The 14,761-nt window shown below is 55.8% G+C and carries 13 protein-coding genes and 1 pseudogene; 6 read left to right on the forward strand and 8 right to left on the reverse strand.

Features of this window, described 5'->3' with window-relative positions; translation table 11 throughout:
* Nucleotides 1–3: 3 nt before the first annotated feature.
* From CCASEI_RS07350 to CCASEI_RS07360, 3 genes and pseudogenes are all read left to right on the forward strand, one after another.
* A pseudogene (locus tag CCASEI_RS07350) lies at nt 4–1,216 on the forward strand (ABC transporter ATP-binding protein).
* Nucleotides 1,185–1,913 carry an ABC transporter permease gene (locus tag CCASEI_RS07355; protein WP_051461198.1) on the forward strand — a complete coding sequence of 243 codons (729 nt, stop codon included), beginning with the start codon at nt 1,185–1,187 and terminating at the stop codon, nt 1,911–1,913. The pseudogene CCASEI_RS07350 and the gene CCASEI_RS07355 overlap by 32 nt, the downstream one beginning before the upstream one ends.
* 29 nt (nt 1,914–1,942) lie before the next feature.
* Nucleotides 1,943–2,899: a glycine betaine ABC transporter substrate-binding protein gene (locus CCASEI_RS07360; RefSeq protein WP_025387562.1), complete on the forward strand. Its 957-nt coding sequence runs from the start codon at nt 1,943–1,945 to the stop codon at nt 2,897–2,899.
* A gap of 105 nt (nt 2,900–3,004) precedes the next feature.
* On the opposite strand, the gene CCASEI_RS07365 is transcribed toward CCASEI_RS07360, so the two are convergent.
* The 8 genes from CCASEI_RS07365 to CCASEI_RS07400 all read right to left on the reverse strand — a co-directional run bounded on the left by CCASEI_RS07365 (nt 3,005) and on the right by CCASEI_RS07400 (nt 11,054).
* A complete protein-coding gene (locus CCASEI_RS07365) occupies nt 3,005–4,636 on the reverse strand; it encodes an ABC-F family ATP-binding cassette domain-containing protein (protein WP_025387563.1) in 1,632 nt (543 codons plus the stop codon).
* Nucleotides 4,637–4,763: 127 nt separating this feature from the next.
* On the reverse strand, nt 4,764–5,180 hold the full coding sequence (locus tag CCASEI_RS07370) for a metal-sulfur cluster assembly factor (RefSeq protein ID WP_025387564.1): 417 nt from the start codon (nt 5,178–5,180) through the stop codon (nt 4,764–4,766).
* On the reverse strand, nt 5,181–5,630 hold the full coding sequence (gene sufU, locus CCASEI_RS07375) for a Fe-S cluster assembly sulfur transfer protein SufU (protein WP_006823725.1): 450 nt from the start codon (nt 5,628–5,630) through the stop codon (nt 5,181–5,183).
* Complete coding sequence (locus CCASEI_RS07380) at nt 5,630–6,880, reverse strand: cysteine desulfurase (protein WP_006823726.1); 1,251 nt, start codon at nt 6,878–6,880, stop codon at nt 5,630–5,632. Before CCASEI_RS07380 ends, sufU begins: the two co-directional genes overlap by 1 nt.
* An 8-nt stretch (nt 6,881–6,888) precedes the next feature.
* Nucleotides 6,889–7,644, reverse strand: a complete 756-nt coding sequence (sufC, locus tag CCASEI_RS07385) for a Fe-S cluster assembly ATPase SufC (RefSeq protein WP_006823727.1) — start codon at nt 7,642–7,644, stop codon at nt 6,889–6,891.
* A 61-nt stretch (nt 7,645–7,705) separates the two neighbouring features.
* On the reverse strand, nt 7,706–8,890 hold the full coding sequence (gene sufD, locus CCASEI_RS07390; protein WP_025387565.1) for a Fe-S cluster assembly protein SufD: 1,185 nt from the start codon (nt 8,888–8,890) through the stop codon (nt 7,706–7,708).
* A 5-nt stretch (nt 8,891–8,895) separates the two neighbouring features.
* Nucleotides 8,896–10,341, reverse strand: a complete 1,446-nt coding sequence (gene sufB, locus CCASEI_RS07395) for a Fe-S cluster assembly protein SufB (protein WP_006823729.1) — start codon at nt 10,339–10,341, stop codon at nt 8,896–8,898.
* Nucleotides 10,338–11,054, reverse strand: a complete 717-nt coding sequence (locus tag CCASEI_RS07400) for a helix-turn-helix transcriptional regulator (RefSeq protein ID WP_006823730.1) — start codon at nt 11,052–11,054, stop codon at nt 10,338–10,340. Before CCASEI_RS07400 ends, sufB begins: the two co-directional genes overlap by 4 nt.
* Nucleotides 11,055–11,283: 229 nt before the next feature.
* On the opposite strand from CCASEI_RS07400, the gene mptB reads away from it, so the two are divergent.
* The 3 genes from mptB to CCASEI_RS07415 are packed head-to-tail and all read left to right on the forward strand — an operon-like array spanning nt 11,284 to nt 14,753.
* Nucleotides 11,284–12,999 carry a polyprenol phosphomannose-dependent alpha 1,6 mannosyltransferase MptB gene (mptB, locus tag CCASEI_RS07405; RefSeq protein ID WP_025387566.1) on the forward strand — a complete coding sequence of 572 codons (1,716 nt, stop codon included), beginning with the start codon at nt 11,284–11,286 and terminating at the stop codon, nt 12,997–12,999.
* Between the two features lie 6 nt (nt 13,000–13,005).
* Nucleotides 13,006–13,938 (forward strand): ABC transporter ATP-binding protein, encoded by a 933-nt coding sequence (locus tag CCASEI_RS07410; RefSeq protein WP_006823732.1) that lies wholly within the window; start codon nt 13,006–13,008, stop codon nt 13,936–13,938.
* Nucleotides 13,939–13,943: 5 nt separating this feature from the next.
* Nucleotides 13,944–14,753: an ABC transporter permease gene (locus CCASEI_RS07415; RefSeq protein ID WP_006823733.1), complete on the forward strand. Its 810-nt coding sequence runs from the start codon at nt 13,944–13,946 to the stop codon at nt 14,751–14,753.
* Nucleotides 14,754–14,761 lie beyond the last annotated feature (8 nt).

Below are 14,761 nucleotides of genomic sequence, written 5' to 3' on the forward strand. Positions count from 1 at the left end.
AGCATGACTGATTCTAACAACGTAAAGAACTCCACAGCTGGTGCGAGCATCGAGTTTAAGAACATCACCAAGCAGTACCGCGGCCAGCAATCGCCGACTGTGGACAACCTTTCATTGGAGATCCCAGCCGGCGAGCTGGTTGCCTTTGTCGGGCCTTCCGGCTGCGGCAAGACTACGTCGCTGAAGATGATTAACCGCCTGGTTGAGCCAACCAGGCGGCCAGATTTTAATCAACACTGATGACGCAATCAAGCGCAACCCAACCTAGTTGCGCCGCCAGACCGGATACCTCATCCAGTGCGACGGCCTACTCCCCCATATTTCCGTAGCGGACAAAATTGCGCTTGTGCCATCCCTGCTGAAATGGCCCGAGGACAAGACTGCTAAGCGCACCGATGAGCTGCTGGACATGGTGGGGCTTGACCCATCCATCTACCGCCACCGCTTCCCGCGTGAGCTCTCCGGTGGCCAGCAGCAGCGCGTCGGTGTAGCACGTGGCTTGGCTGCGGACCCTCCAGTTGTTCTCATAGATGAGCCTTTCGGCACTGTCGACCCTATTACTCGTGCACGCCTGCAGGATGAGCTGGTAAACATCCAGTCGGAGCTGGGCAAGACCATCGTGGTGGTTACCCACGATATCGATGAAGCCATCAAGCTTGGACACCGTATTCTCATCCTGGAGCCAGGAGCCAACATCGCGCAGTATGACACCCCGGAACAGATTCTGGCGGCACCGGCATCTCCATTCGTGGAGGACTTCATTGGTTCCGGTTCTGCACTGAAACAGCTGAATCTTCGCCGCGTTGATGAATTCCCCCTGTCTGAGCCACCAGTCGCCCGCATCGGTGACAATGCAGCTGGGGTGGTCCGCCGTGCCCGCGAGGCGAAGCAGAATTCTGTAGTTGTCTTGGACGCTCAGGACCGCCCACGCGAATGGGTGCAGGTGCGTCAGCTAGAGCGCGTAGAGACCATTGCAGAGCCTCAGATTGAGTTGTCATCGACAGTCGAAGCTCGCTCTACGGTCAGCGACGCAATGTCTGCCATGCTGGTGTCCTCCCATGGTGGTGCGATGGTCACCCGCCGCGGCAAGTACATCGGCGTTATCAGCTATGGCTCGGTCAATGACTACATTCGTAGTCTCAATGGCGCCGCTTCTGACAGTGCTGACGTGTTGAGTGAGGGGGATGATTCTGGTGGAGAAGCATATAAACCTTAAAGGCGTAAAACACCTCCTCCTCTTTGGTATCCCCGTCTTGGTGATCATCGCAGTGGTGGGCTGGGGTATCTGGCGCTCCCCTGCCATGCTCGACGACATTGAGAACCGCACGCTGGCTCCCGCATATGTGCCTAGTCTGACTTGGAAGCACCTGGTTATCGTGGTGATCTCCGCGCTCTTAGTGGTGTTTACCGCAATTCCATTGGGCATTGTCCTGGCGCGGCCTTCAACCAAGTTCCTCAGCCCCGTGGTCACAGGCATTGCGAATGTCGGTCAGGCGGCACCCGTTATCGGTGTCATCGTCTTGCTAGCAATCTTGCTGGGCTTCGGTCCTCCCGTCGCCATCTTTGCGCTCTGGTTCTACGCCTTCCTGCCGGTGCTTGCCAACGTGGTAGCAGGACTGCGCGGCGTTGATAGCTCGCTGGTGGAAGCCGCGCGTGGACTATCAATGTCTCCCATGCAGGTCCTGTTCAAAGTTGAGCTGTCCCTAGCGCTGCCTGTCATCATGACTGGCGTACGTACATCGCTCGTTCTGTTGGTTGGCGCGGGCGCATTCGCGACCTTCATCGACGCTAGCGGCCTGGGTGGTCTGATCACAGCGGGCATCAACCTCTACCGTAACCCAATTCTGATTTCTGGCGCCGTGCTCATCGCCGCGTTGGCCTTGGCCATCGAGTGGGTCGGCCGCGTGCTTTAGATTGGCCTGACGCCGAAAGGAATGCTGAAGTGAAAAAAGTAGTTGCAACGCTAACTGCAGCTAGCACCTTGTTCCTGGCCAGCTGTGGGCTGGGCACCGCAGGTGGACTCATTCCTTCTGTCGAACTCCAAGGCGATCTGGCTGATATCGACCTGGAAGGCGCAGCCATCGGTGTGGGGTCGAAGAACTTTACTGAGCAGATTGTGCTGGGCAAGATTGCCACCATTTTGCTGGAGTCAGCCGGCGCGAATGCGCGTGACCTCACCAATGTTCCTGGTTCTACCTCTGCGCGTCAGGCGCTGGTCTCTGGTGATTTGGACATGATGTTTGAATACACCGGCACCGCCTGGATTACCTACCAGGGCAATGCCGATCCAATTCCTGATGAGCAGGAACAATACAAAGCTGTTCGGGAAGCGGATGCCGCCAACGGTATTGAATGGCTGCCGCCCTATCCGATGAACAACACCTACGCGATTGCCTCCAATGAGGAAACCGCGAACGAGTATGCCTTGGCGACGCTGCACGATATTGCAAACATGCCGATGGAAGAACAAACCATTTGTACCGACGCCGAGTTCCGCGCGCGCAACGATGGACTCTTCCCGATGCTCGAGGCATATGGTCTGGAAGAGCCACCCCATGACAACATCATGGAAATGGACTCCGGCGCGGTCTATGCCGCTGTCTCCAACGGCGACTGCAACCTCGGCGTCATCTTCGCCACCGACGGCCGCGTACCGGCACTGAACCTCACCGTGCTGGAAGACCCCGAAGCGTTCTTCCCCAAGTACAACGCATCACTCACCGTTCGTTCTGAGGTCCTAGAAGAACACCCCGAGATTGAAGAGCTCTTCGCGCCACTAGCGGACCTTCTGACCAATGAGAAGATGCAGGAACTTAACGCCCGGGTCGACATCGAAGGCCAGGACTACGCCGACGTCGCCTACGACTTCCTCGTCAAAGAAGGCTTCCTCGCCGAATAACCCCGACCAATTCCCTAGCTCACGACACAATGAAGGGTGCTGCTTCCATTTGATTGGAAACAGCACCCTTACTTATTGCTCTTCGACAAGCATCGGTTCACTCGGTTATGCGAGCTCAACGATCTCCATGTACTCATCCGACCAGAGGTCTTCGTCGCCGTCGGGCATGATGATGACGCGCTCCGGCTCTAGAGCCTTAACGGCGCCTGGGTCGTGTGTCACTAGGACAACGGCGCCGGTGTAGGTGGTCAATGCATCCAGCACCTGCTCGCGGGACTGTGGGTCCAGGTTGTTGGTCGGCTCGTCGAGAAGCAGCACGTTGGCGCGCGACGACACGAGCGTGGCCAAGGACAGACGAGTCTTTTCACCGCCCGACAAGGTGCCGGCTGGTTGTTCTAGCTTGTCTCCGGAGAACATGAACGCGCCAAGCAGACCGCGTAGGTCCTGCTGACCGGCGTCGGGGCAGGCATCGATAGTGTTTTGCCACACGGACTTATCTGGATCGATGTTGTCGTGCTCCTGCGCGAAGTAGCCAATGCGCAGCCCGTGGCCGGAAACAATGCCACCCTCACCATCGGTCCGCTCAACGCCAGCGAGAAGCTTCAGCAAGGTGGTCTTACCGGCACCGTTGGTGCCCAACACAACCACACGGGAGCCCTTATCGATGGCCAAGTCAACGCCTGCAAAGACTTCCAAGGAGCCGTACATCTTGGTCAGGCCCTTAGCAAACATCGGGGTTTTGCCACACGCCGCTGGCTCAGGGAACTTAATGCTCGCAACGCGATCAGACACGCGAACTTCATCCAGCTCATTCATCATGCGATCCGCACGTGCCAGCATCTGCTTTGCCGCTGCTGCCTTCGTCGCCTTCGCTCCCAGCTTGGCTGCCTGTTTGTGCAATGCGGAAGCCTTCTTCTCAGCATTCGCGCGCTCACGGCGCCGACGTGCCTCATCAGTAGCACGGGCATCAAGGTACTTCTTGTACCCCATGTTGTAGACATCTGCCTCACCACGTACGGCATCCAAGAACCAAATCTTGTTACAGACTGCCTCAAGTAGCTCAACGTCGTGAGAAATCATCACGAGCCCGCCTTCGTGCTTGGACAAGAATCCACGCAGCCATGTAATGGAGTCGGCATCCAGGTGGTTTGTTGGCTCGTCGAGAAGCAAAATCGTCTCCGACTTTCCTGAGCCCGATGTTGCTGCGAAGAGAATCTGCGCTAGCTCCACGCGGCGGCGTTGACCACCAGACAAGGTACCTAGTTTCTGGTCGAGCACGCGCACTGGCAGTCCAAGGTTGTCACAAATCTGAGCGCACTCAGCATCAGCTTCATAGCCACCAAGAGCCTGGTAACGCTCCTCAAGGCGGGAGTACTTCATAATCGCCTTGTCGCGCTTCTTATCATCCTCAGTGGTCTCCATGATGTGCTGAGTTTTCGCCATGGAACGCTTGATCTCATCCAGACCACGAGCAGACAACACACGCTCACGCGCGGTCTGCTCAATGTTGCCCTCACGGGAATCCTGCGGCAAGTAGCCGATTGGACCGGATGACGTGACCTTGCCGCCATAGGGCTCGGTCTCTCCCGCCAAAATACGCATGGAGGTGGTCTTACCCGCACCATTGCGGCCGATCAGGCCAATTCGGTCGCCGGGCTGCACACGAAGTTGCTGGCCGGGGGCCTCGAGTAGGGTACGGGCGCCAACGCGCACTTCCAAGTCTTGGGTAACAATCACATCGAACCATTCTAACGGTGATTTCCGCAGTTCCTAATCCAGTGACCTGAAGCAAAGAGACGAGCAAATGCAAATCCGCCCTCGCACATCTCAATGATGCATAAGGGCGGACGAATTATGGTGATGATTAGACGGAGAATCCTAGAGCTTGGAGCTGCTCACGACCTTCTTCGGTAATCATGTTTGGACCCCATGGTGGCATCCAAACCCAGTTGAGGTCGACTGCTTCGGCTTGGTTGTTGCCGATGATAACGTCCTCAATCTGTTCAGCGATGACGTCGGTCAAAGGACATGCTGGGGAGGTCAAGGTCATGTTGATAACAACAGTGTTCTTCCCCTCGAGTTCTTCGAACCACATGTCGTAGACCAAGCCAAGATCGACGATGTTGATGCCCAGTTCAGGGTCAATCACATCGCGCATGAACTCAGCGACATCGTAGATCTTGGCGATCTGCTCTTCGGTCTGTTCAGAGCGGTGACGAGCACCATCGAACGAAGAGTTTTCATTCTGGTATGGATCCGGAGTTGGATTTGCTTCGGTCATTTATGACTCCAATTCGTTGAGTGCGTCAACCGACGCTGCTTGGAAGGCCTTCCAGCCTAATAGAGCACATTTTACGCGAGCTGGATACTGAGAAACACCAGCGAAAGCAACGCCGTCACCGATGATGTCCTCATCGCCTTCTTCCTGGCCACGAGAAGTAATCATCTTCTCAAACTCGGCGAGCTTCTCATTAGCTTCTTTCAGCGACTTGCCGATGATTTCTTCAGCCATAACCGAAGTTGAAGCCTGGGAAATCGAGCAGCCAACCGCGTCATAGGAAACGTCCTCGACCGTGTTGCCATCCGCGGAAAGCTGGACACGCAGCGTCAGTTCGTCGCCACAAGAAGGATTGACGTGGTGAACTTCCGCCTGAAACGGAACGCGCAAACCCTTGTGCTGAGGGTTCTTGTAGTGGTCCAAGATTACCTCTTGGTACATAGAATCAAGCATTAATTCACCCCAAAGAACTTCTTCGCGGCAACGATTGCTTCTGCCAAAGCATCAACTTCGTCGCGAGTGTTGTACAGGTAGAAACTTGCACGTGCAGTCGACTGCACGCCCATGGTGCGGTGAACTGGCCATGCACAGTGGTGACCCACGCGAATGGACACGCCATGATCATCAAGAACCTGACCCAAATCATGTGGGTGAATGCCCTCAACTTCAAAGGCGATAGCCGCACCGCGGTTTTCAGGCTCTGTAGGGCCGATGATGCGAAGGCCTTCAATCGCCGTCAGCTTCTGCAGTGCGTAGGCAGTCAAGTCCTGCTCATGGGCGTGGATATTCTCCATGCCGATTTCAGACAGAAATTTTACTGCCGCACCAAGGCCAACGACCTGGCTGGTCATCTGGGTACCTGCCTCAAAGCGCTGCGGAGGCGCAGCAAAGGTGGTCTTTTCCATGGTGACAACCTCGATCATGGAGCCGCCAGTCAAAAATGGTGGCAACTTATCAAGGTGTTCAGCCTTGCCGTAGAGCACGCCAACACCAGAAGGACCGCACATCTTGTGTCCGGAGAAAGCCGCGAAATCTACATCGAGTTCGTGGAAATCAACGGGCATGTGTGGAACAGACTGGCAAGCGTCCAACACGATCAGTGCACCGACAGCTTTTGCACGACGAACGATCTCGTCGACATCAGCCACGGCACCGGTCACGTTCGACTGGTGAGTAAAAGCAACAACCTTGACCGAATCATCCAGTTCCAAAGAATCCAGATCGATGCGGCCGTCTTCGGTGGCCTTGTACCACTTCAAGGTTGCGCCAGTACGCTCAGCAAGCTCCTGCCAAGGAACCAGGTTCGCGTGGTGCTCCAATTCGGTGATGACAATGGTGTCCTCAGCGGTGACCTGAAGGTCGCCCGCGCGGGGATCACCGAGAACGAAGGCAACCTCGTTCAATGCTTCGGTCGCGTTTTTAGTAAACGCAATCTCATGCTCACTGGCACCGACGAACTCAGCGATCGCAGCACGCGCAGACTCATAAGCGTCAGTAGCTTCTTCAGCCAACTGGTAAGCACCACGGTGAACGGGCGCGAACTTGTTCAGGACGAAGTCTTCTTCGGCCTTCCACACCGGCAGCGGGCGCTGGGAAGTAGCACCCGAGTCGAGATAGACCAAAGGTTTATCGCCTCGAACCGTCCTGCTGAGCACAGGGAACTGGCTGCGGATAGATTCAATATCAAATGCGGGTGTGGACATGATCTTCTTTACTGAAACTGCTCGTAGCCGGTCTTCTCCAGCTCGGAAGCGAGCTCGGAGCCACCGGTCTTGATGATCTGGCCGTCAGCGAATACGTGTACAAAGTCAGGAACGATGTAGTTGAGGATGCGCTGGTAGTGGGTAATCATCAAGATGCCACCGTTGGTTTCTTCCTGGTAAGCATTGATGCCGTCGGAAACGATACGCAGTGCGTCAACGTCCAAACCAGAGTCGGTCTCATCCATGACAGCGAACTTTGGCTTGAGCAGATCAAGCTGCATAACCTCGTGGCGCTTCTTCTCGCCGCCGGAGAAACCTTCGTTGACGGAACGAGCGATGAAGGACTTATCGATGTGCAGGCGCTCACGAGCGTCGGTGAGTTCCTTGTTCCACTCGCGCAGCTTAGGAGCTTCGCCGCGAACAGCGGTGACTGCGGAGCGCATGAACTGGCTCATCTTTACGCCAGCAACCTCAGTTGGGTACTGCATAGCCAGGAATACACCTGCGCGTGCGCGCTCATCGACCTCGAGGTCAAGGATGTTCTCGCCGTCGAGCAATACTTCGCCCTCGGTAACCTCGTAGCGTGGGTGGCCAGCAATAACGTAGGACAAGGTGGACTTGCCGGAGCCGTTAGGACCCATGATTGCGTGGGTCTCACCGGACTTGATGGTCAGGTTGACACCCTTGAGGATCGGCTTTGGCTCTGCGCCCTCTTCATTAGGAAGGACCTGGGCGTGGAGGTTCTTAATTTCTAGAGTAGACAATCTAATGCTCTTTCTGTCTGAATTAGCTGTATCTTGCGATGTAAACGTGCTGTGCGAGTAGTTACGCGTTGATCTTTTCCAGTTCATCAACGACGCGGCGTTCCAGCTCTTCGCTCAATGACTCGATTGGGATGCGGTGAATAACTTCATTGAAGAAACCACGGATGATCAAGCGACGAGCCTCGTCAGCTGGGATACCGCGGGACATCAGGTAGAACAGCTCTAGGTCGTCAAAGCGGCCAACGGTAGCTGCGTGGCCTGCACCTGCAATTTCACCGGTCTCAATTTCCAAGTTAGGAATTGCGTCTGCGCGAGCGCCGTCGGTCAAAATGAGGTTGTTGTTGGTCTCGTAGGTATCGGTACCAGGAGCAGAGGAACGAATCAGAACGTCGCCTACCCAGCAGGTACGGGCTTCATTCTTCTTGTCGCCCTGCAAAGCGCCCTTGTACAGGACGTTGGAGCGGCAGTTTGGAACCGAGTGGTCGACCAGCATGCGGTTCTCAAAGTACTGACCAGCATCAGCGAAGTACACGCCCAACAATTCAGCGTCGCCACCTGGAGCGGTGTAGCGAACGCGTGGGAACATACGAACAACTTCGCCGCCGAAGATGGCGGAGTTGTGGCGCAGAACTGCGTCACGGCCCATCAGCATTGCCTGGTTAGACAGGTGAACGGTGTCATTGTTCCAGTCAGCATCCACAACAACGGTCACGTGTGCGCCGTCGCCGATGATGAAGCCAAGGTTGTCAGCGTGAGTGCCGGAGCCCTCGTACTTCACAACCAGGGTGACCTCAGCGCGGTGTCCAACATCAAAGGTGGTTGCGCCGAAGGAAACGTTGCCTTCGCCTGCACCAGCGATGGTCACGTGAATTGGCTCATCAGACCGGGTGTCCGGTTCAATGGTGATCAGGGTTGCCTCTGGCATGGAAGTCCATGCCTGTGCAGCAACGCGGTCAGAAGGAGCACCGGCAGCACGCAGACGTTCGTTCTCGCCGTCGACTGTCTCAACGGTGACACCAGCTGGGTGCTTTACATCGATGTTCTGAGGAACAACCTTGAGGTCCTCGGCGAAAGAGCCGTTGTGAAGCCCGCGCAGCTTGCGCAGGGAGACGAAACGCCATTCTTCATCACGGCCAACAGGTACCTCGAATGCTTCAACATCAAAGGACGTCGGAAGGTCACCCTTCGTCTGGTAGCCAGCGCCTTCAGAGACAGCAGCACCAGAAAATTCGTTAGAATTCAGCATTTTGTTTAGCCCACAGATCCTTCCATTTGCAGTTCGATCAGGCGGTTCAGCTCAAGCGCGTACTCCATTGGGAGCTCCTTCGCGATTGGCTCAACGAAGCCACGAACGATCATTGCCATTGCTTCTTCTTCCGCGATACCGCGGGACATCAGGTAGAACAGCTGCTCCTCAGAGACCTGGGAAACAGTTGCCTCGTGGCCCAAGGTCACGTAGTCATTGCGGATGTCGTTGTACGGGTATGTATCCGAGCGCGAGATGCTGTCAACCAGAAGCGCGTCACACTCAACGTTGGAGTAAGAGTGGTGAGCATTCGGGTGAACCTCAATCAGGCCACGGTAAGCGGCACGGCCGCCACCACGAGCAACAGACTTAGAAACAACGTTGGAAGAGGTGTATGGAGCCAGGTGCTTCATCTTTGCACCGGTGTCCTGGAACTGGCCTTCGCCAGCGAACGCTACGGAGAGAACTTCGCCCTTAGCGTGAGGACCCATCATCCAGACAGCCGGGTACTTCATGGTGACCTTGGAACCGATGTTGCCATCGACCCATTCCATGGTGCCGCCCTCTTCAACCTTGGTGCGCTTGGTCACCAGGTTGTAGACGTTGTTGGACCAGTTCTGAATGGTGGTGTAGCGGCAGCGGCCACCCTTCTTCACAATGATCTCAACAACTGCAGAGTGCAGAGAGTCAGATTTGTAAATAGGAGCAGTACAGCCCTCTACGTAGTGAACGTATGCGTCCTCATCAACGATGATCAGGGTGCGCTCAAACTGGCCCATGTTTTCCGTGTTGATACGGAAGTAAGCCTGCAGAGGAATGTCTACGTGGACTCCTGGTGGAACGTAGATGAAGGAGCCGCCAGACCAGACAGCGGAGTTCAGAGCGGAGAACTTGTTGTCACCAGCTGGGATGACGGTACCGAAGTACTCCTTAAAAAGCTCAGGGTGCTCCTTGAGTGCGGTATCGGTATCCAGGAAGATAACGCCCTGCTCTTCCAGATCCTCGCGGATCTGGTGGTAGACAACCTCAGACTCGTACTGAGCTGCAACACCTGCAACCAGACGCTGCTTCTCAGCCTCAGGAATGCCCAGCTTGTCGTAGGTTTGCTTGATGTCGTCTGGGAGGTCTTCCCAGCTCTGAGCCTGCTTCTCGGTGGACTTGACGTAGTACTTGATGTTGTCGAAGTCGATGTCAGAGAGGTCTGCACCCCACTTTGGCATTGGCTTCTTATCAAACATGCGCAATGCCTTGAGACGCTGTTCCAGCATCCATTCGGACTCGTTCTTCTGTGCGGAAATATCGCGGACAACGTCCTCGCTTAGGCCACGGCGTGCTGCTGCACCCGCGACATCAGAGTCGTGCCAGCCGAATTCATAAGCACCAATTGAATCGATGATCTCATCATCGGTCATCTTCTTTTCAGTACCTGGCGCCGGTTTTGCTTGGGTCATGCCCTGCTCCTTTCGTCTGAATTTCTTTTAATCGGTGTCAAGGGGATGTTCGTTGTACAAATTCCGTGGCCATCTGCGATTGAGGCCAAGGGCTGTACGTGAGTGCCTAACAGGGCGGAAAAGACTTCCTGTTCCGCCTCACATAGTTCTGGGTGATGTTCTGCCACGTGAGCCACTGGGCAATGATGCTGACAAATCTGCACTCCATGCCCAGCTTCACTGATTGTGGCCGCATACCCATTATCGTCCAGTGCGGCCGCAAGTCTACGGGCGGTGTCCACAACCGATTCATCTTCCCTCAAGATGGGTTGAATATCGGTCAGGATTCGCTCCATACGGGATATGGCAAACTTCTTAACTGCTTCAGACCCGCCGACCTCGCGCAGCGTATCCAGCGCATCCGAAGCAAGCTCGTCATATGTATGACCGAACTGGGATCGACCTCGATCTGTGAGGCGGAAATGCTTAGCCGGTCTTCCCCTACCCGCTGGCTGTCCCTTTTTGGGCTGCGGGCGGCGGTTAACAATTTCGGTCAAGCCATCTTCCACCAGGATGTCTAAATGCCGGCGTACGCCAGCAGCGGAAAGACCAAGCTGCGTGCCCAAATCGGACGCTGTGATCGGACCATCTTTGAGCAACAAAAGCATGACTTGGCAGCGCGTATCGCCTTCGGTCGACCGAGTCTCAGTCGAAAGCCGTGTTTCTTCAGCCATTGCGCGCACCTCCTTTTGCTCTCTCTTTAGACAACACTAGTGTTCCCTAATTCATTCCCAATTGCCACCGACGCAGGTCAACGGCGTGTCTAAAATTGTTTCCCCCATAGACTTAACAACCGCCCCTCCCAGGGATTTCACACCGAACCCACACGGCGGGCGGCTTATTAGTGTTGCTCAAGGCACACGCTTCGCACCCCCGACAAGGTGGACATTAGAGTGAGAGGTCATGAGGATAAGATTGGGCCGAATAGGCAACTTGTTGGATGGGGTGCGCGAGGAACTACCGCGCGTCGGCACTGCCGGTTCCCGTTCAGCACGTTTGCACGGCGAAGACGGCACCAAGTTTGATGTTGGTGATGAGCCGGATACCCCGCTCGCTTTGTCCCTGTCGCAGGCCCGAAAGTTGTTTCTCCTCCGCTGGATTGGCACCGTTGGCGCATTGATGATCGGCCTCGGAGGCTTGGGTGCGGGAGCGTTGCCGGTAGTCGGCAATCCTTTCGGTGGCCTACCCTTCGGCCAACTCATGGGACGGATGTTGGTTACTTCCAGTGCTCTGGTGCTCATCGGGGTGGGGCTGATTGTTATTGCCTGGGTTTTAATGGCCCCGATGGCCGGCAATCAGCTGCGCGCGAGTTCCTGCACGCCGCGACACTCAATTACCCGGACGCAGGTGTGGGGCACGTTTTTCGCATGGACACTTCCGATCATTGCGACAGCTCCCCTGTTTACTCAAGACATCTACTCTTATATCGCCAATGGGTCCATCGTCGTGCAAGGCATGGATCCCTATTCAGCAGGACCCGTGCAGTTACTCGGTGCGGACAATGATCTGGCGAGATCGGTGCCCTTCATTTGGGCTAATTCACCCTCACCGTATGGTCCAGTAGCTCTTGGTATTGCCGGGATCATCAGTGTGATCACGAGCGACTCCATTGTGGCGGCAGTTATTTTGCACCGTGTGGCTTCTATATTGGGCGTTATCGCAGCCGGTTGGGCCATTTCGCGGTTGGCGGTTCGCTGCCGGGTCGCACCGTCTTCTGCACTGTGGCTGGGCATTCTCAACCCCTTGAGCATTCTGCATCTCATCGGCGGAATTCACAATGAATCCATCATGCTCGGTTTCGCACTGGTGGGAATGGAGTTAGCTCTACGTGGCATCGACAAGCTGCAAGCAAGCACAAGCTTGTCGATGTCTTCGGCGTGGCCTGCCTGGCTGCTGATTATAGGCGGTGGTGTGCTGATTTCTGCCGCGGGGATGGTCAAGGTGACGGGCTTTACCGGCTTAGGTTTTGCCGGCATGGCCCTTGCCCGATTCTTTGCCCAACGTCTAAATCTGAAGCCTTACCTTGCTATTTCTTCTGCTGCCGGCATCCTTCTGACTGTGCTTCTGGCAACCATCGCGGCATTTACCGTGCTCTCTGGAATTGGACTGGGATGGATCACTGGCCAAGGCGGAGCGGTCTCCATTCGTTCCTGGCTGTCTGTCTCTACCGACGTCGGCGTTGCTTCCGGGTTTATGGGAATGATGCTGGGACTGGGTGACCACACCGAAGCTATTTTGTCGGTGACGCGTGCCGTGGGCATCGTGGTCGCAGCAGCGTTTATGGTCCGCATGCTTTTTGCCACCTTCCGTGGCGTCATGCACCCTATCGGCGGGCTCGGCGTCTCCACCTTGGTGCTAGTCGTCCTGTTTCCCGTGGTGCACCCGTGGTACATCCTGTGGGCGATTTTCCCGCTTGCCGCGTGGGCGAACCGTCTGTTCTTTAGATACGCAGTAATCATCTACTCCGCGATTATGAGCTTCGTGGTGCTACCTCGCGGACTGGGACTACCGGCTGGCACTGTGGCGCAGATTTATCTGACAGCAGCAGTATCAATGGCGGTATTGGTCACGATCGGGTGGGTTGCTTTACGTCTTAACCGGGGTCGTATCCTAGACTAGGGAACCGTGAGTACAACTTTTGGTGGACAGCCCGTTTTGCAGGTTGACAACGTGATGAAAGCCTACGGCGACAAGCGCGCGGTAGACGGACTGAGTTTCAGCGTTCACCGGGGTGAACTTCTTTGTTTGCTGGGCGCTAATGGTGCCGGCAAGACCACCACCATCGAAATGTGCGAGGGATTCATCGCACCAACCTCAGGAAACATTTCGGTCCTAGGTCTTAACCCCACTACCCATGCAGATGCCGTGCGTGAACGCGTGGGCATCATGCTGCAAGGCGGTGGCGGCTACACGGGCATCAAAGTCCGAGAGATGCTCAAACTAGCAGCCAGCTACAGTGCGAATCCACACGACCCTGATTGGTTGATTGACATCCTCGGTCTGCGCGGCGTGGCTTCCAACAGCTACCGCCGTCTTTCTGGTGGCCAGCAGCAGCGACTTGCCTTTGCATTGGCCATCATCGGACGCCCTGACTTGGTGTTTCTGGATGAGCCAACCGCAGGCCTTGACACCCAGTCTCGCATCGCCGTGTGGGAGCTAGTCCGAGCTCTCAAGCGGGATGGTGTAGCGGTGGTTCTCACCACGCACCTCATGGATGAAGCCGAAGCCTTAGCGGACCAAGTGCTCATCATTGACCACGGCAAGAAGGTCGCCATGGGCACGACAGAGGAGCTGACTCAAAACTTCTCTTCGGCGCTGGTGACCATCGTGTGCAACAAGGACGTCGATGAAGAAGCAATTATTCGCAACGTCGGATCTGATATTGCTGCTCTTCGGCCCTTGCATTATCGCGTAAATGTGGAGCCTTCCCCAGCTTCCATCGCACGCATTGCAGCTGAACTTGAACGTCAGAACGTACTCATTACTCAGTTGGAAACTTCGCACCGCAACTTGGAAGACGTCTTCCTTGATATCACTGGACATCACTTAAGGAGCTAAGAGATATGTCTAAACCCTCCCAATCTGATGCCGTGATGAATGGGCAGATTCTTCCCTCGTTTGAGCCAGGCACCTTCGCCCCCAACGCGAAGTCTGCCAGCAAAGCCAAGATGATCGCCGCTCAAGGCACAATGGAAGCCAAGCTGATGCTGCGCCACGGTGAGCAACAACTGTTGAGCATCATCATTCCACTCGGCTTGCTCATTGCCTTTAGAATCTTTCCCTTCGCCGAAGACCTCGGCGGCATGGATGCGGCCATCCCGATGGTCTTTGCGGTAGCAGCCACGTCCGCGGGTTTCACCGGCCAAGCTATTGCTGTGGCTTTTGACCGCCGCTACGGCGCGCTCAAGCGCAATGGTGCATCCGGTGTGCCCGCGTGGGCGATCATCGTGGGCAAGATTATCGCGGTCTTCGCCATGGTCTGCCTCCAGGTCGTTGTTCTAGGCACCGCAGCTATCATCCTCGGATTCCGCGCCCCTGTCGGCGGTGTTCTCCTGGCACTCATCGTGCTGCTGCTTGGTGTTGCCTCCTTTACCGCTTTGGGATTGGCGCTGGGCGGCAGCCTGAGTGCTGAAATTGTCCTGGCGCTATCGAACCTCATCTGGTTCGTGCTGCTCGCCATCGTTGGCTGGGCACTCTATTCCCAAGGTCTTACTGAGGTTGGCTGGCTCAACGCCATCCCTTCCGTGGCTCTGGCGAGTGGACTGGCAGAAGCGCTTTCCGGCAGCATTCCCTTCATTCCCATCATCGCGCTGATCCTCTGGGCAATTGGTGCGTCGTATATAGCCACCAAATGGTTCCGCTTTGCGGGCTAATTGTGAAC

Origin of the sequence: Corynebacterium casei LMG S-19264, from assembly GCF_000550785.1 — a bacterium.
Classification (GTDB): domain Bacteria; phylum Actinomycetota; class Actinomycetes; order Mycobacteriales; family Mycobacteriaceae; genus Corynebacterium; species Corynebacterium casei.